The organism is Variovorax ginsengisoli (assembly GCF_030486595.1).
Lineage (GTDB): Bacteria > Pseudomonadota > Gammaproteobacteria > Burkholderiales > Burkholderiaceae_C > Variovorax > Variovorax ginsengisoli_B.
In genome coordinates this window covers 487,179-508,146 of the sequence record NZ_JAUJZH010000001.1, presented here as the reverse complement: position 1 = coordinate 508,146, position 20,968 = coordinate 487,179, and the positions used below count along the sequence as shown (strand labels likewise).

At 68.5% G+C, this 20,968-nt stretch carries 21 protein-coding genes; 7 read left to right on the top strand and 14 right to left on the bottom strand.

What is annotated here, in order from left to right; translation table 11 throughout:
* Nucleotides 1-137: 137 nt before the first annotated feature.
* Nucleotides 138-461: a hypothetical protein gene (locus tag QZH52_RS02470; RefSeq protein ID WP_301803255.1), complete on the top strand. Its 324-nt coding sequence runs from the start codon at nt 138-140 to the stop codon at nt 459-461.
* Here the strand turns inward: QZH52_RS02470 and QZH52_RS02465 are convergent.
* From QZH52_RS02465 to QZH52_RS02420, 10 genes are all read right to left on the bottom strand, one after another.
* Nucleotides 434-1,438 (bottom strand): alpha/beta hydrolase family protein, encoded by a 1,005-nt coding sequence (locus QZH52_RS02465; protein WP_301803252.1) that lies wholly within the window; start codon nt 1,436-1,438, stop codon nt 434-436. The genes QZH52_RS02470 and QZH52_RS02465 overlap by 28 nt on opposite strands.
* Nucleotides 1,439-1,462: 24 nt before the next feature.
* Entirely contained in the window at nt 1,463-2,311 is an 849-nt protein-coding gene (locus tag QZH52_RS02460; protein WP_301803250.1) for an AraC family transcriptional regulator, read from the bottom strand.
* A gap of 71 nt (nt 2,312-2,382) precedes the next feature.
* Complete coding sequence (gene otsA, locus QZH52_RS02455; protein WP_301803247.1) at nt 2,383-3,768, bottom strand: alpha,alpha-trehalose-phosphate synthase (UDP-forming); 1,386 nt, start codon at nt 3,766-3,768, stop codon at nt 2,383-2,385.
* Nucleotides 3,769-3,850: 82 nt separating this feature from the next.
* Nucleotides 3,851-5,716 carry a glycoside hydrolase family 15 protein gene (locus QZH52_RS02450; RefSeq protein WP_301803243.1) on the bottom strand — a complete coding sequence of 622 codons (1,866 nt, stop codon included), beginning with the start codon at nt 5,714-5,716 and terminating at the stop codon, nt 3,851-3,853.
* Nucleotides 5,713-6,480, bottom strand: a complete 768-nt coding sequence (otsB, locus tag QZH52_RS02445) for a trehalose-phosphatase (protein WP_286523759.1) — start codon at nt 6,478-6,480, stop codon at nt 5,713-5,715. The genes QZH52_RS02450 and otsB overlap by 4 nt, the downstream gene beginning before the upstream one ends.
* A 62-nt stretch (nt 6,481-6,542) precedes the next feature.
* The gene (locus QZH52_RS02440; protein WP_301803236.1) at nt 6,543-7,808 is read right to left on the bottom strand and encodes a multifunctional CCA addition/repair protein; all 1,266 of its coding nucleotides are present in this window, start codon (nt 7,806-7,808) and stop codon (nt 6,543-6,545) included.
* A 15-nt stretch (nt 7,809-7,823) separates the two neighbouring features.
* A complete protein-coding gene (locus QZH52_RS02435) occupies nt 7,824-8,507 on the bottom strand; it encodes a glutathione S-transferase family protein (protein WP_301803233.1) in 684 nt (227 codons plus the stop codon).
* A 33-nt stretch (nt 8,508-8,540) separates the two neighbouring features.
* The gene (locus QZH52_RS02430) at nt 8,541-9,104 is read right to left on the bottom strand and encodes an MgtC/SapB family protein (protein WP_301803231.1); all 564 of its coding nucleotides are present in this window, start codon (nt 9,102-9,104) and stop codon (nt 8,541-8,543) included.
* Between the two features lie 82 nt (nt 9,105-9,186).
* Nucleotides 9,187-9,819, bottom strand: a complete 633-nt coding sequence (locus QZH52_RS02425; protein ID WP_301803229.1) for a mechanosensitive ion channel family protein — start codon at nt 9,817-9,819, stop codon at nt 9,187-9,189.
* Nucleotides 9,820-9,838: 19 nt separating this feature from the next.
* Entirely contained in the window at nt 9,839-11,860 is a 2,022-nt protein-coding gene (locus QZH52_RS02420) for a lytic transglycosylase domain-containing protein (protein WP_301803227.1), read from the bottom strand.
* 9 nt (nt 11,861-11,869) lie between these two features.
* On the opposite strand from QZH52_RS02420, the gene QZH52_RS02415 reads away from it, so the two are divergent.
* Nucleotides 11,870-12,487: a 5-formyltetrahydrofolate cyclo-ligase gene (locus QZH52_RS02415; RefSeq protein ID WP_301803222.1), complete on the top strand. Its 618-nt coding sequence runs from the start codon at nt 11,870-11,872 to the stop codon at nt 12,485-12,487.
* A 130-nt stretch (nt 12,488-12,617) separates the two neighbouring features.
* Here the strand turns inward: QZH52_RS02415 and QZH52_RS02410 are convergent, their stop codons facing one another.
* Nucleotides 12,618-13,601: a LysR substrate-binding domain-containing protein gene (locus QZH52_RS02410; RefSeq protein WP_301803219.1), complete on the bottom strand. Its 984-nt coding sequence runs from the start codon at nt 13,599-13,601 to the stop codon at nt 12,618-12,620.
* A gap of 142 nt (nt 13,602-13,743) precedes the next feature.
* Between QZH52_RS02410 and QZH52_RS02405 the strand changes: the two genes are divergently transcribed.
* The gene (locus QZH52_RS02405; protein WP_286523751.1) at nt 13,744-14,055 is read left to right on the top strand and encodes a DUF2917 domain-containing protein; all 312 of its coding nucleotides are present in this window, start codon (nt 13,744-13,746) and stop codon (nt 14,053-14,055) included.
* Nucleotides 14,056-14,073: 18 nt separating this feature from the next.
* Here QZH52_RS02405 and QZH52_RS02400 read toward each other — a convergent pair whose 3' ends face one another.
* On the bottom strand, nt 14,074-14,469 hold the full coding sequence (locus QZH52_RS02400; protein ID WP_301803216.1) for a BLUF domain-containing protein: 396 nt from the start codon (nt 14,467-14,469) through the stop codon (nt 14,074-14,076).
* Between the two features lie 90 nt (nt 14,470-14,559).
* Here QZH52_RS02400 and QZH52_RS02395 point away from each other — a divergent pair, with 90 nt between their 5' ends.
* From QZH52_RS02395 to QZH52_RS02385, 3 genes are all read left to right on the top strand, one after another.
* The gene (locus QZH52_RS02395) at nt 14,560-15,330 is read left to right on the top strand and encodes a Crp/Fnr family transcriptional regulator (protein ID WP_301803212.1); all 771 of its coding nucleotides are present in this window, start codon (nt 14,560-14,562) and stop codon (nt 15,328-15,330) included.
* A gap of 263 nt (nt 15,331-15,593) precedes the next feature.
* Nucleotides 15,594-16,466 (top strand): glycosyltransferase, encoded by an 873-nt coding sequence (locus tag QZH52_RS02390; RefSeq protein ID WP_301803209.1) that lies wholly within the window; start codon nt 15,594-15,596, stop codon nt 16,464-16,466.
* A 73-nt stretch (nt 16,467-16,539) separates the two neighbouring features.
* Nucleotides 16,540-17,850, top strand: coding sequence for a polysaccharide biosynthesis protein (locus tag QZH52_RS02385; protein WP_301803206.1), 1,311 nt, complete (start codon nt 16,540-16,542; stop codon nt 17,848-17,850).
* Here the strand turns inward: QZH52_RS02385 and QZH52_RS02380 are convergent.
* A complete protein-coding gene (locus QZH52_RS02380) occupies nt 17,835-18,767 on the bottom strand; it encodes a hypothetical protein (RefSeq protein ID WP_301803202.1) in 933 nt (310 codons plus the stop codon). The genes QZH52_RS02385 and QZH52_RS02380 overlap by 16 nt on opposite strands.
* 216 nt (nt 18,768-18,983) lie before the next feature.
* Between QZH52_RS02380 and glmU the strand changes: the two genes are divergently transcribed.
* Nucleotides 18,984-20,420, top strand: coding sequence for a bifunctional UDP-N-acetylglucosamine diphosphorylase/glucosamine-1-phosphate N-acetyltransferase GlmU (gene glmU / locus QZH52_RS02375; RefSeq protein WP_301803200.1), 1,437 nt, complete (start codon nt 18,984-18,986; stop codon nt 20,418-20,420).
* Nucleotides 20,421-20,433: 13 nt separating this feature from the next.
* Here glmU and QZH52_RS02370 read toward each other — a convergent pair whose 3' ends face one another.
* Nucleotides 20,434-20,913 (bottom strand): Lrp/AsnC family transcriptional regulator, encoded by a 480-nt coding sequence (locus QZH52_RS02370; protein ID WP_301803196.1) that lies wholly within the window; start codon nt 20,911-20,913, stop codon nt 20,434-20,436.
* Nucleotides 20,914-20,968 lie beyond the last annotated feature (55 nt).

Below are 20,968 nucleotides of genomic sequence, written 5' to 3'. Positions count from 1 at the left end.
TTCTGCGGGAGTGGGACCATAACAGATGCACATGCAGGGCCGCTGTTGTGGCCGGGAAAGCCATTGTCTGTGCCTGTTCTTCAGGCACTGCGATCCCTACGATGAAGTCATTGCAACTCTTCGACAGGGCACCTGCGATGACCACCGAACTCCCCGAATCCACCTGCCTGCAGCGCGGCCAGACGCTGCGCATGGCCGTCGATGCCGGCTTCGCGTTGCTCGTCACTCAAGGTTGCGTCAATGTGACTGCGCCGCCCAGCTGGTTCGGCGAAACCATGTTCAGCGTGAAGACGCTGCTAGACGAAGGCGAGGCCTTCGTTTCGGAGCGGGGTGGCTGGATCGAGGTGACGGCGCAGTCAGCCTCGCGCGTTCGCGCCCTGCCAGCGCCTGTTGTCTCGGCTCCGGTGGGTGTTTCCCGGATAACTCGGCTGTTTCAGCGACTGATCGGTGGGGCGGCCTGAACCGGCCTGGCCGCCGCCGACAATTGAGTCCGGAAGAAGGCAAGCACCTTGGCGTTGAAGCTTTGGTGGAAGGCCACGCGGTCGAAGCCAGGCCGGTCGCTGCAGATCTCCGGCACGGCCTGAGCCAGCGCCGGCGAGCAGGGCGCGAGGTAGCTGAAATGGACGGTTTTCGCCGGCGTGTTCCAGTCCGGTGGGGAGGGCAGATGCCTGCGCACCGTGTCGACGCTCTCCGGCGTCACGCCGTCGCCACCATACGCCGAGGCCCAGAGTTGGACCGGGACGTTCACTTGCTTCAGGCCCTCAGCGGTGAAGAAGCTCAACGGATCGACGATGACCGCAGCCTTGATCCGGGCATCGCGACGCGGCGGCCGCGGTTGCTCGTTGCGGCGTATTTGCTGGCAGATCGGCCGGGCCGAAACTGCCGGACACAGAGACAGGCCGACCTTGAAATCGGGCTTGGCGCCGATGGCGACCAGACCGGTGTAGCCACCACGCGAAAAGCCGAAAAAGCCGATTTCTCCTGGGGCCAGCTTGGCGCGTGCGGGCCAGCGACCCACCATGTGGTCGACCAGGCGCCGCATGTCGACCGGCCGGCTCTCGAAGACCGACAGGTCGCCCTGCCGACTCAGATCCTGGAAGTTGTCGCCAGGATGGCTGATTGCTGCGACGACGAAGCCGGCGTCGGCCAGCGCCGTCGCCGTGTCATGGTGACCGAGAAAGGAGCCGCCGCTGCCGTGGGAGAAGACGACCAAGGGCCAGTGGTCTCCTTCCATCGCGCAGTCCTCGACGCCTGGAATCCGCATCGGGCCCACGTGGACCTGGCCGGTCGGCGCGCGGCAGGGATACCAGACGGCGCCCCGCAGGGCGGGAGCTTCTGCGTCCGCGGGAACCTCGACGAAGCTGAAACCCGCGCCATGTGTTGTTGCCGCAGCGGCTGAAAAGCAGATCGCGGCGAGGGCGCGCAGGATGTTTGGCATGGCGTGTGTTCGCTTTCGCCCTGCTCAGCGCAAGGCTCGGATGGGAATCAGGAGATCGGTGCGCAAGGCGCCGCCTTCGGCGGTCTGCGGTGAGTTCAGGTAGTGCTCCAGCGTTGGCCGGTCGTCCGGTTCGTAGCCGCTCTGCGGCAGCCAAAGCGAATACAAGGCGCCGATGGCCGCATTGATTTGGGAATAGGGGCCGTCGAGCCGATGCACCGCATAGCTTCCAGCGGGAATCTCGAGCGCTTCGATCTCAGGATCCTTCGGCCCGGCTGCCGGCAGGTCCGCGGCCGCAATAGGCGAAGTCGACATCGGCTGCAGGGTCGCCGAATGAGATGCCCAGCCATTGCAGGGTTTGGCGCTCGCCCACGTGGAGCTGCAGGCGTCGGTGGGTGTGGGGGATCGTGGCCGTGGGGCCTCGGTGGCGCAGTGCATGGACCCGCAAGGGCGGGCGTTCGACGATGCGGACGAGCGGATGTGCAGGCTCCTGCGAATCTTGCCGCCCGTTCGGCAGAGGTCCCCGGCGGCGCGCGTCTTCGTCCGGAAGCCGCGCGGAGATTCGCCGGAGAACTGCCGGAATGCGCGGGTGAACGCCTGGGGACTCTCGTATCCCACCTCCAGCGCGACCTGGGTCACGCTTTGATTGACGCGCCCGAGCAACTGCGTCGCTTGCGCGAGTCGAATGCGCCGAATCGTGGCAGCCACCGTTTCCCCGGTGACGCCTTGGTAGACGCGATGGAAATGGAAGGGGGAAAAGTGCGCAATGGCGGCCAGATCCTCCAGGCGGTGATTTCGGGTGGGGTCTTGGAGGATGGCGTCGACCACGGCCGCGATGCGGTCCCGGTAGGCCGTCGCGGCGCGGCGAACAGTCATGGCGCCAGTGTGCCGCGCAACGTCGCGCGGTACTTGGCAGATCTTGCTAAGAGTCCCGGCGGACGCTTCCGCTACCGCTCGCTCGCGGCTTCCCGCAGTGCCAGCAGGAAGCCGTTGCGCCACCAGTGCACGTCCTGCTCGCGGATGCGCGCCAGCAGTTTCTGGTGGCGCTCCCGGCGCTCCTCCAGCGGCATCTGCAGCGCCTGCTGCACGGTCTCGGCGGTGCCGTGGGTGTCGTACGGATTCACCAGCAGCGCTTCCTTGAGCTGCTCGGCCGCGCCGGCGAAGCGCGACAGCACCAGCACCCCCGGGTCGGCCGGGTCCTGGGCCGCGATGTATTCCTTGGCCACCAGGTTCATGCCGTCGCGCAGCGGCGTCACCAGCCCGACCGCGGCGGCGCGGCACAGGCCCGGCACGCGCTTGCGGGCGACCATGCGGTGGATGTAGCGCACCGGCATCCAGTCGAGCTCGCCGTAGTCGCCGTTGATGGCGCCGCACAGCGATTCGAGCTCGCGCCGGATGTCGCCGTAGGCATCGACCGTCTCGCGGGTCGGCGAGGCGATCTGGATCAGGGTCGCGCTGCGCCGGTTCTCGGGGTAGTTGGCCAGAAGCTCGCGGAACGAGCGCACGCGCTGCGGAATGCCCTTGGAGTAGTCGAGCCGGTCGATGCCCAGCAGCAGGCGGCGGCTCGAGTACTCGCGCCTCATGGTCTCGTACATGTCGCGCGATTCCTTGGCGTGCGTGAGCGCCGCGAACTCGTCGACGTCGATGCCGATCGGGAACGCATTGCAGCGCACCTTCTGCCCGTAGGCGCGGTACATGTGGTCGGCCAGGATCTCGCCGTGCGCCTCGTTCTTCACGTAGTGCTCGAAGTGCTGCACGTCCTGCTCGGCCTGGAAGCCGATCAGGTCGTAGGCGAACAGCGAGCGCATCAGCCACTCGTGCTGCGGGATCGCGGCGATGATGATCTGCGGCGGCAGCGGGATGTGCAGGAAGAAGCCGATGCGCTGCCTGCAGCCCATCGCGCGCAGCTCGGCCGCCAGCGGGATCAGGTGGTAGTCGTGCACCCAGATGATGTCGTCGTCCTGCAGCAGCGGCATCAGCTTGCGCGCGAACAGCTGGTTCACGCGCCGGTAGCCGCCGATGAAGCCGGCATCGAAGTGCGCCAGGTCGAGGCGGTTGTGGAACACCGGCCACAGCACGTCGTTGCTGTAGCCGAGGTAGTAGCTGTCGTGGTCTTCGCGGCTGAGGTCGATGGTGGCCAGCGTGACTTTACCGGCCTGCTGGCTGTGCAGTTCTCCCTCGCCGGTCGGGCCTTCCTCGACGATCGCGCCGCTCCAGCCGAACCACAGGCCGCCGCTCTGCTGCAGGCTTTCGCCGAGCGCCACGGCAAGGCCGCCGGCAGCCGGCTTGCGCGGGTCGGCGACCCGGTTCGATACGACGACCAGGCGACTCATATGCGAGCCCCCACGTTCGGCACTGGCGTGTCCTCTCTGCCCCCCGAGGGGGCCCTCGCAACTTGGGGCGGCCCGGCGTTGCTCATATGCACGAATCCCAGGGCGCCGACAGCCTCACTGCCGCATTGATGATGCCGACCATCGAGTAGGTCTGCGGAAAGTTGCCCCACATCTCGCCGGTCACCGGGTGGGTGTCCTCGGACAGCAGCCCGAGCGGGTTGCGCGCCGCCAGCATGGTCTCGAAGATCTGCCGGGCCTCGGCCTTGCGGCCGATCTTGGCCAGGGCGTCGATGCGCCAGAAGGTGCAGATGTTGAAGGCGGTCTCGGGCTTGCCGAAATCGTCGGCGGCCTCGTAGCGGCGCATGTAGGGGCCGTCGCAGAGCGACTTCTCCATCGCCTCGACGGTCGAGATGAAGCGTGGGTCGCGGGCGTCGATCAAACCGACCTCGACCATCAGCAGCACGCTGGCATCGAGCTCGTGGCCGCCGAAGCTCTCGGCGAAGGCCTGGCGCTCCTCGCACCACGATTTCTCCAGAATCTCTTCGCGCATCCGCGACGAATGGCCGTGCCAGTAGGCCGCGCGCTCGGGCAGGTTCAGGGTGCGCGCGATCTTCGCGAGCCGGTCGCAGGCGGCCCAGCTCATCAGGGCCGAGCTGGTGTGGACGCGGGCCCGCGTGCGCAGCTCCCACATGCCGGCGTCGGGCGTGCCGTAGACCCGGATCGCCTGTTCGCCGACCGCTTCGAGGTAGGGAAACTCGTTGACGCCGGCCCGGCTCAGCAGCCGGTGGTCGTGGAAGGACTGGGCCGCGCCGAGCACGATGTTGCCGTAGACGTCGTGCTGGAAATGCTCCTGCGCCTGGTTGCCGACGCGCACCGGCCCCATGCCGCGGTAGCCGCCCAGACCTTCGACGAAAGACTCGGGCAGCTCGGGCTCCAGCCCGATGCCGTAGAGCGGCTGGATGTGCTCGCCGTGCGAACCGATCACCACGTTCGACAGCCAGCGCAGGTAGTCCTCCATGGTGCCGACCTCGGACAGGCTGTTGAGCGCGCGCACCACGAAGAAGGCGTCGCGCAGCCAGCAGTAGCGGTAGTCCCAGTTGCGCTGGCTGCCCGGCGCCTCGGGGATGCTGGTGGTCATCGCGGCGACGATCGCGCCGGTGTCCTCGTACAGCGAAAGCTTGAGCGTGATCGCGGCGCGGATCACGGCCTCCTGGTATTCGAACGGGATCGCCAGCCGCTTGCTCCAGGTGCGCCAGTAGGCGATGGTCTCTTGCTCGAAATGTCGCGCGGTGTCGGCGATGCCGTCGGTCAGCGTCTCGTCGGCGCCGAGCACGAAGTTGTGTTCGCGCGAGAGCACGAAGGGCTGGCGCGAAAGGATGTGCGAGACCGAGGCATCGGTGTTGAGCCGCAGCGTGAAATCGGGTCCGACGTACCGGATGTGGTTGCTGCCGCGGGTGATGATTGGTGCCTGCGCGCCCCAGTTGAAGCGCGGTGCCAGCGACACGCGGATCCGCGGCGTGCCCTTGATCGGCTTGACCCGCCGCACCATCGTGAGCGGACGGAAGTAGCGCGAGCGGCTGCTGAAGCGCGGCGCCAGGTCGGTGATCTCGATCCCCTGGCCGGCGCTGTCGTAAAGCCGGGTGCGCAGCACCGCGGTGTTCGGCTCGTACCACTGCGTCGACGAGGCGAAATCCTCGATCTCGATGGCCCAGGCGCTGGCGTCCGCACCGGGGTCGAGCAGCGCGTTGAAGACCGGGTCGCCATCGAAGCGCGGCAGGCAGCACCAGACCACGCGGCCGCGGGCGTCGACCAGGGCGCTGTAGGCGCAGTTGCCGATCACGCCGACATCCAGCGAGGCGGGCGCCGGCGGACCGAAGCCCCCTGGCGCGGGCGCCGGGGAGGGGCCCGCGTGGTCTTCTGCGGCGGCCTCTGCGGTGGCGGATGTCATTCGTCGGTCCTTTTCGGGGTTTCTGGAAGGGGCGGCGAGGCCAGCTGGTCGCGGGCCGCGATCAGCCACTCGAACACCGCCCGCGGCGAGTCGAGCCGGTGCAGTGCCTGGCTGGGGCCGGAGCCCACCTTGATCGCGATGCCGCCGCGCGGCTGGACCACGGCAAAGCCGTTCTCGTCGGTGGTGTCGTCGCCGGCGAACACCGGGACCCGGCCGGCGAACGGTGCCTCGTCCATGAAGGCGGCGATCGCGCCGCCCTTGTGGATGCCCGCGGGCTTGACCTCGAAGACGAACTTGCCGTGCATCAGCTCCAACTGAGGCTGGTCGAAGATGATCCGCGCCATGGCGTCGCGGCAGACCGCCTCGAGCTGCGGTGCGAGCCGGTAGTGCAGGGCGATGGCGGCGTGCTTGCGCTCGACCAGCAGGCCTTCGTGAACCCGCGCCAGTTCGTTGGCGGCATCGAGGACCCGCGTCAGGTCGGGGGCGCGCTGCTCCTGCATCCGACCTTCGGCGTCGCGGCGCTGGACGCCGTGCTCGCCGGCGGCGGGCAGTCGCAGCGGGGCCAGGAAGCGGTCGAGGACGTCGATCTGGCGCCCCGAGACGACCGCCAGCGCGCCGCCCAGCAGATCGCGGAGGTCGCCGAGCAGCCCCACCATGGCGGGTGGCACGCGGATCGCCTCGGGCGTTTCGGCAAGGTCCACCAGCGTGCCGTCGAAGTCGAGGAACAGGGCCGCGTCGGGCGTGAGTCGGGGAGGCTTCTGCATGGAGGGAAAACCATAGCAGACTCGCGCGCTGCGGCGCGTCGGCCAATGTCCCTATTCGGAACTCAGGGGGCGGGCAATGCGGCCGCGACCGCCGCGACCCGGGCCCGCGCGATGGCCTCGCCGATCTTCGGGCCCGCGGCCCCGTTGGCCTGCGCTTCGCGGGCGATGGGCTCGGTGGCCACCCCCCGCGCCGCCGTCAGGGCGGCCAGGAGGCGGGGGCGCGGCGGATAGGGCGTGTCCTCCAGGCCGAGGCGCCCCCGTGCGTCGCACTCGCAGGCCAGCAGCACCTCGTCGAAGCGCTCGGGCTTGCGGAACGCATCGCAGCGCTCCAGCAGGCGGACGATGGCGGCGGCATTCAGGTCGCCGCTGCGGTGGATGTTGCCGTGCTCGCGCGCCACCACGTCGGCCAGCTCGCGCACCTCCACCGGTACCCGCCAGCGCTCGCAGACCGCGCGCAGCAGCAGGGCGCTGCGCTGCTCGTGGCCGATGTGGCGCGGCAGCGCGTCGGCCGGCGTCGTGCCCTTGCCGAGGTCGTGCACCAGGCAGGCGAAGCGCACGCCCAGCGGCGCCGCGACCCGGGCCGCCATGTCGAGCACCATCATGAGGTGAACGCCGGTGTCGACTTCGGGATGGTGCGCCTCGGGCTGGGGCACGCCCCACAGGCGGTCGACCTCGGGCAGCAGCACCGCGAGGGCGCCGCAGGCGCGCAGCAGCTCGAACATGCGCGAGGGCCGGCCTTCCATCAGTCCGCGCGCGAGCTCCTGCCAGACCCGCTCGGGCACCAGGGCGTCGGCCTCGCCGGCCTCGACCATCTCGCGCATCAGGGCCAGGGTCTCGGGCGCGACGTCGAAATCGGCGAAGCGGGCCGCGAAGCGCGCCACCCGCAGGATGCGCACCGGATCTTCGCGGAAGGCCTCGGTCACGTGGCGCAGTTGCTTGCGCTGCAGGTCGCGCTGGCCGTGGAAAGGGTCGAGCAGGTCGGCCGGGTCGATGTCCAGCCGGTCCGACGCGGCGAGCTTGTCCGCCGGCAGCGCGATCGCGTTGATCGTCAGGTCGCGCCGCGCCAGGTCCTGTTCGAGCGTGACGTCGGGCGCCGCGTGGACCACGAAGCCGCGATAGCCCGGCGCGCTCTTGCGCTCCGTGCGCGCCAATGCGTACTCCTCGCGCGTCTCGGGGTGCAGGAAGACCGGGAAGTCGCGCCCCACGGGCAGGAAGCCGCGCGCCGCCATCTGCTCGGGCGTGGCGCCGACCACGACCCAGTCGTGGTCGCTGCCGGCCCGGCCGAGCAGCGCATCGCGGATCGCGCCGCCGACGAGATAGGTTTGCATGCCGCGAGTCTAGGCTCAGCGGGCGCTGCGGTAGGGCTCCTCGAAGGGAAGGAAATCCTTCTCGGCCAGCGCATCGTCGATCCAGGCCTTGACGCCCGGCAGGGCCTGCACGCGTTCGATGTAGGCCGTGATGGCGGCAGGCACCGGCAGGCCGTAGGTCTTGATGCGGGTTCCGACCGGCGCGAAGTAGGCGTCCGCGATCGTGAACTCGCCGAACAGCATCGGACCGCCGTGCTGGGCCAGCAGGTCGCCCCACATCTGGACGATGCGCTCGAGATCGGATTTCACCTCCGGCTGTTCGCGCAGCAGCCTGGCGCCGACTTCGGGCAGCGAGGCCTCGATGTTCATGCCGCAATGGCCGCGCAGCCCGCCGAATCCCGCGTGCATCTCGGCGCAGATGCTGCGCGCCCGGGCCCGCTCGGCGGCCGCCTGCGGCCACAGCTTCTTGTCGGGATGGGTCTCGGCCAGGTACTCGGCAATGGCCAGGGTGTCCCAGACCACGAGGCCATCGTCGACCAGCACCGGCACCTTGGCGACCGGGTTGAGGGCGCCGATGGCGTTCTTGAATTGCGAGCCGGTGTCGAAGGAGTCGAAGCGCAGGGCCACTTCCTCGAACGGGATGCCGGCCTGCTTCATGAGCACCCAGGGCCGCATCGACCACGACGAGTAGTTTTTGTTTCCGATGTAGAGCTGGGTCATGAAGGCCTCCGGGGTGATGCAAAGCCTCCGATGCTAGCGGCGCCCGGCCGTGTCGTCCGGCGCGGCGATCACGCGGGGCTTGGCGCCGTTGTCGGCGGGCGGCCCGACCACCCGTTCGATCAGCGCGACCAGCCGGGGCACCAGCGCCAGCACCGCCAGCGCCAGCAGCGCGCTCAGCACGGCGGTCACTTCGCGCCCGAGGCCGCAGGCCATGCCGATCGCGGCCGTCATCCATAGGCCGGCCGCGGTCGTGAGGCCCTGCACCTGCTGTTCGTCCCGGCCCTGCTTGAGGATGGTGCCGGCGCACAGGAAGCCGACGCCCGCGACCAGGCCCTGGATCACCCGGCTCATGTCGGCCGGTTCGATGCCGGCCTGCTGCGGCACCAGCACGAACATCGCCGAGCCGATGGCCACGAGCATGTGGGTGCGCACCCCCGCGGCCTTGCCGTGCTGCTCGCGCTCGAAGCCGAGCAGGAATCCGAGCACCGAGGCCAGCGTGAGGCGCACGGCGATGCGCAGCACCTGCGGGAGATCGGGAACGTCGGAGAACTCGGCGGCGAGCACCTCGGTGGTCGCCGCCCAGACGGAGGCGGCCATGCTGCGGGCGGAAGTCGGGGGTGGCCGAAGTGTCGCCGGGCGGCGCGCGCCCGACTGTAGGACGGCGGCACTTTCGCGCCGCTCAGCCGGGCGGGGCCTCGGTGGAGGGCCGTGGCGTCAGGTCGAGCGTGCGCGGCAACGCGGGCGCGCTGCCGTGCCAGCGTCGCACGGCGCGCTGGAAGAACATGCTGTTGGGGATCTTCAGCGTGGTCCCGCCCTGCGCGCTGCCGCTTTCCTCCAGCGTGGTGAAGACCAGGTTGATGTCGAGCACCCGGCCCTTGAGGCCGGGCTTCTCGCCGTTCTCGAGCACTTCGATCGTGTCGCCGGGCCAGAACATCCGCGTGGTGAAGATCAGCAGCGCGCAGAAGATGTTCGACAGGACGCTCCAGGCGGCGAAGAAGGCCACCGCGCCGACGGCGGCGAAGCTGGTGAAGGCGGTCCAGAGCACGGTGCCCGAGACGCCCAGCCGCTCCAGGCCCCAGAGCAGCGCGCCGCCGTAGATCAGGAAGGCGACCGTGCGCCGCGTGACGAGGTCCACGTTGCCCGGCAATGCATAGCCGGTGGTCACGCGCTCGATCAGGCGCCGCGCGACGCGCACCAGCAGCCAGGCGCCCAGCAGGATCAGCGCCACCTGCGCCAGCGGGACGATGACTTCGAGCCATTCGATGGCCCAGGGAGGGAGCTGGGCGCGCAGGCCCTGCAGGGTTCGGTTCATTGCCCGGTTCGCGAGCGCCTCAGGGCAGGTCCTTGTTGGGCTCCGGCTCGGCCGCATTGCGCGGCCCCACGTTGCCCAGCCGCGACTTGAGCGACTGCGGCTGGCCGCTGATCACGGCGGCGTAGTTGGTGGTGTTCGCGAGCACCTTCTTGACGTAGTCGCGGGTTTCGTTGAAGGGCACGTTCTCGGCCCAGATCGCGGCCTCCATGGTCGGTCCGTTGCGCCAGCTGCGCGGCCGGCCCGGGCCGGCGTTGTAGGCTGCCGCGGCCAGCGCCATCGAGCCGTCGAAGTCGTCCAGCGCCAGCTTGAGGTAGTTGGTGCCGATCGTGATGTTGGTGTCGCGGTCGGTGATCTGGCCCGGCGTGAAGTCGGCCAGGCCGATCTTCTTGGCCGTCCAGCGCGCGGTGGCGGGCATCACCTGCATCAGGCCGGAGGCGCCGACGCCCGAGCGCGCGTCCATGATGAAGCGGCTCTCTTGCCGGATCAGGCCGTAGACGTAGGCCGGGTCGAGGCCGATCTCCTGGCTCTTGCGCAGCACGGCGTCGTGGAAGGGCATCGGGAAGCGCTGGTCGACGTCGATGACGCCCTTGGTGCGCTCGCTGGTGTTGATGCAGCGGTCCCAGACCTCGCGCTGGCAGGCCAGGTCGGCGGCAGCCAGCAGCTCGCGGTCGCCCATGCCGCCCTTGTCGTGCAGGTTGGTGGCGTAGTTCCATTCGCGCGTGCCTTCGGGGCGCAGCCCGATCGCGATCGCGTAGAGCGCGCGGTTGAGCGCCGGGTTGCTGCGGGCGGCGGCTTTTTCCTCTGCCGTGAGCGGCGCCGGCCTGGTCGGCACGGCGGCGCGCTGGCCGAGCTCCTCGAGCGCCAGCAGCTCGTAGAAGCCGCGGGTGCCGGCGATGCTCTCGAACAGGATGCGGGCCTGGCCGCGGCGCTCTTCGCCGCCGCCGGCCAGCAGGGCGCGGCCCTTCCAATAGACCCAGGTCGGGTCTTGCTGCTGCGCCTCGCTCATGGCGTCGACTGCGGCCTGGACGTCTTTCCAGCTGCCGGTGCGCAGCGCCGCGCGGGCCTTCCAGGCCAGCATGTCGTCGGTCAGGTCGCCGAGCTTGGTGACGTTGGCGAAATAGCTGCCGGCCAGCGGCGACAGCTTGGTCGCGAACTGGCGGCCGATGGCGCCCCAGAGCCAGTTGCGCTCCTCGGTCGACAGTGTGGTGTCCCACTTGCCCTCGAGTTGCGCGGCGGCCACGCCCGGATCGGCCACGGTCATCTTGATCAGGGCCAGCACCACCAGCTCGCGGCGCGACTTGGCGACCGCGGTGGCGCGGCCGGCCAGGAACTTGGCCGGATTGGCGTTCATTTCGTCGAACAGGGCGATGGCGTCGGGTGCCACCAGCGTGACCGCGGCGCGGGCTGCCTGCGGCCGGTTGGCCTCGATCGCCAGCCGGGCCTTCTTCCAGGCGTCGTTGGGCGACATCAGGCGGGCGCCAATCATGCGGTCGGCGGCGGTCAGGCAGCCGTCATCGAGATCGCGCTGGGCGAACCAGTGGCGGCGGACCTCGTTGGCCTGGGCCTGGCTGGCGGTGCCCGAGCGCAGGGTCTCGACCAGGATCGCGTAGCAGCTCACCTGGGCGTCGTCGTTCATGCGGTAGGCCGGGTGCAGGCTGCTGAAGCCGTCCCAGTCGCGGCGCTGGCCGGCCAGCAACAGCCAGTCGTTGCGCATCCGGTCTTCCTGGTAGGTGCCGGCGTAGCGGGCCAGGAAATCCTGCACTTCCTGGGTGTTGCTCTCGCCGAGCCGGGCCTTCAGCTCCCAATAGGCGGCCCAGGGTTCGAGTGCATGGCCGCGCGCCTGCGGCAGCAGGGCCGACAGGCGGGCCTTGTCGCCGCGCTGGGAGGCCTGCTTCATCTGGAGGAAGACGTCGTCGCCGCCGCTCTGCGCGCGGGCCGGCTGCCACAGGGCGGCGGTGGCCAGGGCGAGCGAAAAAGCGAGGGTGGAAAAAGAGGTGCGGGGAAGGCGCCGCGCGGATGCCAAAATGCTTGCGAACTGCATCGGGGGATTATGGACAAGTCAAAGGGTGCCGACACCTCGGAAACGGCCACTTTTCTCAAGGGACAACTGCGTGCCGCGCTGATCGAGCAGCGCCTGGCCATGCCTGACCGCCTCGCGCGCGCCGACCTGCTCCAGCGCGTGATGCGGATCTGGCTGGTGGGTCGGCCGGACACTGTCATCGGCGCCTATTGGCCGATCAAGGGCGAATTCGATCCGCTGCCGGCGCTGCACCGCTGGAAGGAAGACGGCGAGCTGCTCGACGAGCCGCAGCGCCGCCGCATCGGCCTGCCGGTGGTCGACCGGGTCCACAAGACGCTGACTTTCCACGCCTGGCATCCCGGCTGCCCGATGGAGAACGACGCCTTCGACATCCCCAAGCCCAAGGACACCGAGCTGATCGTGCCGACGCTGTTGTTCGTGCCCTGTCTGGGCTACAGCGCGGGCGGCTACCGGCTGGGCTACGGCGGCGGCTTCTACGACCGCACGCTGGCCGCGCTGGAGCCGCGCCCGTTCACAGTCGGGCTCGGCTACACCGGCGGCTTCCTCGACGATTTCGAGCCGGAGGCGCACGATCTTCCTCTGGACGCCATCCTGAACGACAACGGCGTGGTCTGGCCGATCTCTTGAGCTCGCCCCCCAGGTTGCCCGGCACTTCGTGTCCGGGCGCCCACCCCCTGCCGGGGGCAACACCAGAGGCCCGGCAAAGCCGGTTCCTCGGTGTTTCACCAACGGGCCTGGCTGCGCCGGCCACTTGAAGTCAATCAATGTTGTCGAGGGTGTCGGGGTCGGGCACCTCGCCGATCGTTTCCCGGGTCGTCTCGGCCTGGGCCTGCAGCCACTCGCAGAAGGCCTGGATCTCGGGCCGGGGCGCGCTGCGCGGGCCGGTGATCAGCCAGTAGGCCATCGGCGAATCCATGCGGTGGTGCGGCAGCACCTCGACCAGGTCGCCGTTGGCCAGGCTCTCGGCGATCAGCGAACTGCGCGCCAGCACCACCCCCTGGCCGGTCAGCGCGGCCTGCACCATCTGGTAGGCGTAGTTGAAGTACAGCCAGCGCCGCGGTTGGGCCCGCAGCATGTCGTTGACCTCGAACCAGCGGCGCCAGGTGAGCCATTCGAGGTGCGTGCGATGGGCGTCGCCGGCCTCGATCAAGGTGAAGCGGGCGATGTCGGCCGGCGCCTTGATCGCCGGGTTGCTCTTGATCAGCCAGGGACTGGCCACCGGCGTGATGGTTTCGCCGAACAGCCGGTGCGCGCCCGGCGGCATGTGCTCGCGCGGCCCGTAGCGCAGCGCGATGTCGACGTCGGCGATGTCCATGTCGAGCGCGACATCGCTGGCGTCGATGCGGATGTCGATCTCGGGGTTGTCGCGCTGGAAGGCCTCGAGGCGCGGGATCAGCCACATCGAGGCGAAGGAGGCGAAGGTGGTGAGCGAGACGCTCTTGCGGCCCGCGTTCTGTCGGATCTGGCGCACCGCGCCATCGATGCGCGGCAGCGACTGCTGCACCGCCAGCAGCAGCTGGGCCCCGGCGCCGGTGAGCTCCACCGCACGTGTATGGCGCAGGAACAGGCTGACGCCGACCTCTTCCTCGAGCGACTGGATCTGGCGGCTGACGGCCGACTGGGTCAAGGCCATTTCCTCGGCGGCGGCGCGGAAGTTCAAGTGCCGGGCGACCGCCTCGAAGGCGCGCAGGTGGCCGGCCGAGATCGGCCTGGAACGCAGGTGGGTCTGGGAATGGAGCACGGGACGGGGCCTCGGCCGATGGTGGATTGATGCGAAACCGGAATCAGTAGGCTACCGCGTTTTCATTGGACTGCCAACGAGCCGAGGAAGATCATTCATTCCCGAAGCGCGCCTTTGCGCACAGTCACCTCAGGAGTCCCTCATGTCCGCCGTCTACACCTCGCCCTCGCTTTCGTCCGCCACCCTGGCCCGCCCGGCTGCCGTGCCGCCGGCCGTGCGCCGCGGTGCCTGGCAGCTCGATGCCGGCCACGCCATGAGCCTCAAGGCGTCGGGCGCGAGCGTGCTGCGCATCCGCCAGGGCCGGGTCTGGGTGACCCGCGACGCCACCGCCCATGCCGGCAGCGAAGACCTGGTGCTGGCGCCCGGCGAGTCGCTGGCGGTGGCCGCCGGCGAGCGGATCGTGATGGAACCGTGGGACAGCCACGGCGCCACCTACAGCTGGGACGCCGCCTGAGCCTCGAGCACCCGAGGCTCAGCCGCCGATGTCGAAGCGTGGCCGCAGCGCGATGAACCGGTGCAGGGCTTCGTCGCCCTGCAGCTGCGCGATGGCGGCGAGGTCGTCCTCGAACTCGACCTCGGCCAGCCCCATTTCGAAACGCTGGTAGCGCCGGGCGGCGACGCTGCCCTGGTGCAGGACGCGCAGGTCGGTATGGCGCGGGTCGGCTTGAAGCCTAGCCCACAGCGCGCGCAGCGGCTCCGCCGGCCCCTCGATATGCTCGCAGAACCTCATGCCGTCGAACACCAGGAGGCCCGTGATGCCCGCGCTGGCATTGCGCGAACGGGCCCGGGTCACGATACGGCCGACGACATGGGTGGGTTGATCGGCTGCCAGCAGGCTGCAATAGAGGATTTCTTCGAGTTCCGGCATTCGTCGTCCGAGGGAGGGCGCCCGAGTGTAGGAGTCGTCCGGCCCGGAGGAAATGTCAAAAGACACAGCGCTCTGGCCTATAGTGTTCGAGTGAAGTTCGAGGACTATCCAGCGCCGTCCCACCCCCCGCGGTGTGCCCATCCGTGCGAGGAATGCACGCTGCGCGCGATCCCCGCCTTTCTCGCGGTCGGCTCCGACGAGGTGCGCACCATCCAGTCGTTCCGCAGCGGCACCCGGGTGGTCGAAGCCGGCGGCGTCATCGTCAGCGAGGACCGGCCCTCGCCCCAGCTCTTCACGCTGTATTCGGGTTGGGCCTTTCGCTACAAGACGCTGAGCGACGGCCGGCGCCAGATCCTCGGCTTCCTGCTGCCGGGCGACTTCATCGGCCTGCAGGACGAATTCGCCGACGGCCATACGCACGGGGTGGAGGCCGTGACCGATACGACGATGTGCAGCTTCGAGCGCGACACTTTGTGGAACTTGTTCCATGCCCGTCCCAAGCTCGGCTACCACATCACCTGGCTGGCGGCGCGCGAAGAGAAGCTGGTCGACGACAACCTCGTGACGGCCGGCCGGCGCAATGCGAGCGAAAGGGTCGCGATGCTGCTGATGCATCTGTACCGGCGGGCGGAGCGCGCCGGCATGGTGCGCGACGGCTGGGCCGAGTTCCCCTTCAACCAGCAGCACATCGCCGATGCGCTGGGCCTGTCGCTGGTGCACACCAACAAGACGCTGCGGCGCCTGCAGCGCCTGGGGCTCTACAAGCTCGACAGCGGCTGGCTGCGCATCCTGGAGCCGCACGCCCTGGAGACGCTGGGCGACTATTTCGAACGGCCGATGCAGCCCTTGCCGCTGATCTGAGCGCCTGTCGCGCCGTCCCTCGGCGCAGGGAGCGAACCAGCCGGAACGGATCGCCGTGAGGTTTCGCACGGCCGACGGCCATCGGACCTATGAAACTTTTGTATTCAATGTGTATCATCGTGCATCAACCTCTCAGAGGCCTTTCCGATGTGCACTCTCTCGATGCTGCCGAGCCTGGAAGCGTCTTCGACAATGACCAATGCAACTGAGTTCATCGCCGGCTCGAGCCGCCAGGTCGGGTCGCGCCGGCAGGGGGCGCGCTGATGCCGGAGTTCAGCGTCATTATCCCCTGCTTCAATCAGGCCCATTTGCTGCCCAAGGCCATCGAGTCGGCACTCGAGCAGGCGCGGGACGTCGATCTGGAGGTGATCGTCATCGATGACGGCTCTCCGGACGATGCCTCGGAGGTCGCCAGCCGCTATGCAGGCGTGACGGTCATCCGCCAAACCAACGCGGGTCTTTGCGCGGCGCGCAATCGAGGCATTCTGAGCTCGACTGGTCGATTTCTCCTGTTTCTCGATTCCGACGACTACCTGCGACCGGGCATGCTGGCTGCCGCGGCGCGTGGATTCGCGCGTGGCGACGAGATTGCGGTCGTGCACGGCTACGCGGACGTCGTGGACGAAGGGGGCGAGAAGATCATCGGAGAATCCGGCGGTCAAGACCTTTCGGGCGATGCGTTTCACTCCCTTCTGCGCAGCAGCTTCGGGCCGCCGGTGACCTTCGTCGTGCGCCGCGAGATCCTGATGCGGGTCGGATTTTTCGATGTCTCGCTTCGATCCTGCGAGGATTGGGATCTCTGGCTGCGGGTCGCCGGAGCCGGCGGCAAGTTCTGGTTGGCGCCCGACATGCGCAGCGTGTATCGCGTGGTGCCCGGCAGCATGAGCAAGAACGTGGAAACCATGTGGCGTACCGGCAGCACCGTCCTGCGCAAGCACGCAAAGCTGCATCCGGGCTGTGGCACGTGCCGCGAAGCACGGGATGGCGGATTGTCCTGGCTCTCTCTCTTCCTCAGGCCTTCGCTGCGCAACCTGCTCCGGACCCCCGCGGGGGCCATCAAGGCGCTCGGCATCCTGCTGCGAAATCCGGGTCTCCTGGGCCGGCAATTGGCTTGGCAACTGCGACAGGTTTTTTGATCAGGACGTATCGTAGAGCCTTCGCCCATTCCGGGTCAGCGCCTTCTCCCACCCGGCCGCCGCCGGCCATTCGATGACCGACGACTCCCGCACGCCTGTGAACCTCGCTACCCGTCTGCGCAAGATCGCCATGGTCGGGGGCGTCGAAACCTTCGGCGTGATCGCTGGCGGCATCGCCGGCCTGCTGATCGTCAACGTGCTGCCGAAGGACGCGTACGCTTCCTATACGTTCCTGACCGCCTGCCTCACGCTGCTGCTGGGCGTGACCGACCTGGGGCTGGCCCATTGCTGTCTGCCGGTGGTCGGGCAGCGCGCCCGGGAGATTCCCTGGGTGGTCGGTGCCTGCCGCCAAGTGTTTTACCGGCGCTGGTTGCTGCTGGTCGTCGGACTCGCGATCGTCGTGCCCTACTGGTTCGTCAACTCGCGCGGGCACGGCTGGCTCAACGGCGGCTACCTGCTGGCATCGGCGGTCGCGCTGGTCGGTGTGCTGTTCACGCTGCGCGAGCACTACCTGGGCACGGTGCTCACGATCCTGGGCCACGTGACGAGCTTGAGCCGCATCGGGCTGACGTCGACCGTGGTGCGCATCGCGCTCGTGTGTGCCGTGCTGGCGCTTCCGCTCGGGCCATGGGCGGTGGCCGGCGTGGTCGCCGCCACCGTGGTGGCCAGCAGCGTCAGCATCCTGTTGATCCGGCGCGACTTCGCCGAGCGCGAGATCCCGGACACCCGGCTCGATGCCGCCGACGCCAAGCGGGTGGATGCACAGGTGATCCGCATCGCCAAACCCCTGGTGCTGCCGGCGATCTTCTATCAGTTGCAGGGCGTCATCACGGTGTTCCTGGTCTCCCTGTTCGGAACCTCCAGCATGGTGGCGGAGGTCGGCGCCTTCGGACGGCTGGCAATGGCGCTGGTGGTGGTCGACCGGGTGACCCATATCCTGCTGTTTCCGGCGATCGCGCGCGCGGAGGCCGGGCAGGCGCTGCGCGCGATCGTGTGGCGCGCCCACGTGAGCTACCTGGGCATGATGGCGTTGGTGCTGCTGAGCGCCTACTTCCTGCCCCAATACTGGATCCTGCTGCTGGGCGAAAAGTACCGCAGTCTGGAACCGCTGGTCTGGATGCTCTTTCTGTCGTCGATCCTCGCCGCCGCCGCGGGCTTCGCCTTCAGTTCGCTCACGGTGCGCGGCGCGACCGCGGGCCAGAGCTACAGCATCCTGGTGACGCTGGCGGTCCAGTCGCTCTATCTGGCCGTGATCGGTGTCAGTGATCTGCGTTCGGTGCTGGGCTTCAGCATCGCGACGGGTGTAGCCAACGTCATCTTCCAGTACGGCCTGCTGGCCCTGCGCTGGCGCCAATGGGGCGCGGACTCTCAGGTCCGCCGGTAGAACCTGCCGATGGCCGACGCGAGCTTGCGGGCCAAGACGCGGCGCGCGAAAGCGGTCGTGTCATAGGCCTTGATCGGGTGATTGGCGAAATCGTAGTAGGCCTTGCTCGCCGGCGTGGGAGGCATGCCACGCAGCGCCTGGCGAATGTGCCTGCCATGCCAGGGCTTGGGCCAGCCGATGGCATGCGACAGGTAGTAGCCGCCCGGGACGATGTCCATGGCTTCGGGTCCTGCGGTGTTGAGCGGCACATCGCTGACGGTGAGGGCGAAATTGAGCGCGTCCTGGTCCGTCGAATGGAAGAGGGAAGTCGCCTCGCCCGCTTTCAGATGCTTCACGCCCTGGTTTTGATGCATCACCAGGTCGCACAACTGGATCCAGAGGTCGAGAAACGCCAGGTGCGCACGTGGCACGGCGATATAGCCGGCGTTGTAGTAGCGTTCAAGCCTGCGCTGCGGCTCGATGCCATGGGGGGCGAAAAAACGCGCCCATTGCAGGCGTTTCGGATGTCTCTCCGGCAAATTCGGGTTGACATCCTCGATCAGCGAAATCGCATCTTCGGTGAACCAGGCTGTGAATGACGCCCAGTCGCACTTGAAGACGATGTCCGGATCGATGTAGGCCACGAGTGTCGCTTCAGGCGCATGCCGCTCGAAGACTTCGCGCAAGAAGGTCGGCTTGTAATACGTGAAGTGCATCGGGGTCTGGATCTCGACCATGCGAAGGCGCAGCGCCGAGCCGACCTGCAATGTGGCGGTGGCCCGGTCGAAGTCGCGGGAGTCCACGATCCATGAAGGCAACGCGCCGCGGTAGCCTACCCACAGATCACCGACAAAGCCTCCGGCGATCAGGGAGTTCGACAGTGCCGCGACGCCGTAGTGATAGTTTCCCTCGAACAGGGTGCAGAGCGTGATGGTCATGGATGATGAGTTACGATACTCTTCGATTGTAAACAAACGTTCTACAAATCAGGCCGTCGTATGGTGTAGATCGGACGGCTGTTGGATATCTGCCACCTGGCGAAGGTTGCCCTCGCAGGATAGCAATCGGCGTACCGCTTTCTCGGGCCGCGGGCGGCGACGATCAGCGCGCCGATAATCCGCGCCAGCATCGCGCAACGCACTCGGGAAAGTGGCATGAATCAGATTCAGAAGGATAACCAGGAGCCGGTCGACGTCGTCATCATGGCGGCCGGAAAGGGCACGCGCATGAAAAGCAGCCTGCCCAAGGTGTTGCATCGCTTGGGCGGGCGCGCGCTCGTCGCCCATGTGATCGATACCGCGGCCGACATCGGCGCCCGCCATGTCGTGGTCGTGACCGGCCATGGCGCGACCGATGTCGAGGCGGCGCTCGAAGGCGCCGTGGCCGGCATGACACCGCAATTCGCGCGCCAGGTGCCGCAACTCGGGACCGGCCATGCCGTGCAGCAGGCGGCGCCGCTCCTGCCCGACGATGGGACGGTGCTGGTGCTGTCGGGCGACGTGCCGTTGATCAGCGGCGACACCCTTCGCGCGCTGGTGGCCGAGAGTGCGGGCCGCCGGCTGGCGCTGCTGACCATCGAGGTCGACGACCCCAAGGGCTATGGGCGCATCGTCCGGGTGCAGGGGCAGCAGGACGCCGAAGGCGAGGTCCAGTCGATCGTCGAGGAAAAGGACGCCACCGAGGCGCAGCGCGCCATCCGCGAGATCTACAGCGGCGTGATGGCGGTGCCGGCCCGGCTGCTCAAGACCTGGCTGGCGCGGCTGGACAACAAGAACGCGCAAGGCGAGTACTACCTGACCGACATCGTCGGCTTCGCCGTCGTGGACGGCGTCCCGGTGGTTGCGCATCGCACCGACGATGCCCTGCAGGTGGCGGGCGTCAACAGCCCGGCGCAGCTGGCGGCGCTCGAGCGCGCCCACCAGCTGCGCCAGGCCCACGCCCTGATGGCGCAGGGCGTCCGGCTGGCCGATCCGGCGCGCTTCGACCTGCGCGGGACGCTGGTCTGCGAATCCGACGTCGAGATCGACGTCAACTGCGTCTTCGAGGGCGCGGTGTCGCTCGGCGCGGACGTGCGCATCGGCGCCAACTGCGTGATCGCCAACGCGCGCATCGAGACCGGCGCGGTGATCCATCCGTTCACCCACATTGACGGCGAGCAGGCCGGCGTGACGGTGGGCGCCGGTGCCCTGGTCGGGCCGTTCGCGCGGCTGCGGCCCGGAGCCCGGCTGGGGGCCGAGGTGCACATCGGCAATTTCGTGGAGGTCAAGAATTCCACGCTCGCGGCCGGGGCCAAGGCCAACCACCTGGCCTACCTGGGCGACGCCACGGTCGGCCAGCGCGTCAACTACGGTGCCGGCAGCATCACGGCCAACTACGACGGCGCCAACAAGCACCGCACGATCATCGGCGACGACGTCCACGTGGGCAGCAACTGCGTGCTGGTGGCGCCGATCACGATCGGCGCCGGCGGCACCATCGGCGGCGGCTCGACCATCACCAAGAGCACCGAGCCCGGCGCCCTGACGATCTCGCGCGCCAAGCAGGCCAGCTACGCCGACTGGCAGCGGCCGCAGAAGGCCCCGAAGTCCTGAGCCGCGTCGCGCCTCAGGCCGGGGCGGGCAGCGGCAGCCGCGGCGCGAACTTGGCCCGGTGCAGGCTGAAGAAGGCCTTGACGTTGCGCACGTTGGCGTCACTGGTGAACAGCCGCTGCGCCAGCGCCTGGTAGGCGGGCATGTCGCGCACGGTCGCGATCAGCACGAAGTCCGGCCCGGGCGAGACGCGGTAGCACTGCTGGACCGCCTCGTCCGGCGCGACCCGCCGCTCGAAGGCCTCCAGCGAGCCCGCATCCTGCCGGTCGAGCGAGACCTCGATGACCGCGGTGAGCAGCGGGCCGAGCCGCACCGGGTCGAGGATCGCGACCTCGCTGGCGATCCATCCGCCCGCCCTCAGGCGCCGCACCCGACGCAGGCAGGTCGGGGGCGAAATGTTCAAGCGCTCCGCCAGCGACTGGTTGCTGGCGGAGGTGTCGCGCTGCAAGGCGTCTAGCAGGCGAAGGTCGATGTCATCCAGGTCTTCAGATTTCATTTCGGTGTAGATTATGAAATAAAACTGGATGTCACTAGATTGATGAAATATTTCT

Bases quoted from the DNA above. Each gene is read 5' to 3' on its own strand.
- QZH52_RS02425 (WP_301803229.1), bottom strand. From the start codon at position 9,819: ATGAACCGAACCCTGCAGGGCCTGCGCGCCCAGCTCCCTCCCTGGGCC.
- QZH52_RS02415 (WP_301803222.1), top strand. From the start codon at position 11,870: ATGGACAAGTCAAAGGGTGCCGACACCTCGGAAACGGCCACTTTTCTC.
- QZH52_RS02420 (WP_301803227.1), bottom strand. From the start codon at position 11,860: ATGCAGTTCGCAAGCATTTTGGCATCCGCGCGGCGCCTTCCCCGCACC.
- QZH52_RS02385 (WP_301803206.1), top strand. From the start codon at position 16,540: ATGACCGACGACTCCCGCACGCCTGTGAACCTCGCTACCCGTCTGCGC.
- QZH52_RS02470 (WP_301803255.1), top strand. From the start codon at position 138: ATGACCACCGAACTCCCCGAATCCACCTGCCTGCAGCGCGGCCAGACG.
- QZH52_RS02460 (WP_301803250.1), bottom strand. From the start codon at position 2,311: ATGACTGTTCGCCGCGCCGCGACGGCCTACCGGGACCGCATCGCGGCC.
- QZH52_RS02390 (WP_301803209.1), top strand. From the start codon at position 15,594: ATGCCGGAGTTCAGCGTCATTATCCCCTGCTTCAATCAGGCCCATTTG.
- glmU (WP_301803200.1), top strand. From the start codon at position 18,984: ATGAATCAGATTCAGAAGGATAACCAGGAGCCGGTCGACGTCGTCATC.
- otsA (WP_301803247.1), bottom strand. From the start codon at position 3,768: ATGAGTCGCCTGGTCGTCGTATCGAACCGGGTCGCCGACCCGCGCAAG.
- QZH52_RS02465 (WP_301803252.1), bottom strand. From the start codon at position 1,438: ATGCCAAACATCCTGCGCGCCCTCGCCGCGATCTGCTTTTCAGCCGCT.
- QZH52_RS02440 (WP_301803236.1), bottom strand. From the start codon at position 7,808: ATGCAAACCTATCTCGTCGGCGGCGCGATCCGCGATGCGCTGCTCGGC.
- QZH52_RS02450 (WP_301803243.1), bottom strand. From the start codon at position 5,716: ATGACATCCGCCACCGCAGAGGCCGCCGCAGAAGACCACGCGGGCCCC.
- QZH52_RS02370 (WP_301803196.1), bottom strand. From the start codon at position 20,913: ATGAAATCTGAAGACCTGGATGACATCGACCTTCGCCTGCTAGACGCC.
- QZH52_RS02380 (WP_301803202.1), bottom strand. From the start codon at position 18,767: ATGACCATCACGCTCTGCACCCTGTTCGAGGGAAACTATCACTACGGC.
- QZH52_RS02435 (WP_301803233.1), bottom strand. From the start codon at position 8,507: ATGACCCAGCTCTACATCGGAAACAAAAACTACTCGTCGTGGTCGATG.
- QZH52_RS02400 (WP_301803216.1), bottom strand. From the start codon at position 14,469: ATGCCGGAACTCGAAGAAATCCTCTATTGCAGCCTGCTGGCAGCCGAT.
- otsB (WP_286523759.1), bottom strand. From the start codon at position 6,480: ATGCAGAAGCCTCCCCGACTCACGCCCGACGCGGCCCTGTTCCTCGAC.
- QZH52_RS02430 (WP_301803231.1), bottom strand. From the start codon at position 9,104: ATGGCCGCCTCCGTCTGGGCGGCGACCACCGAGGTGCTCGCCGCCGAG.
- QZH52_RS02405 (WP_286523751.1), top strand. From the start codon at position 13,744: ATGTCCGCCGTCTACACCTCGCCCTCGCTTTCGTCCGCCACCCTGGCC.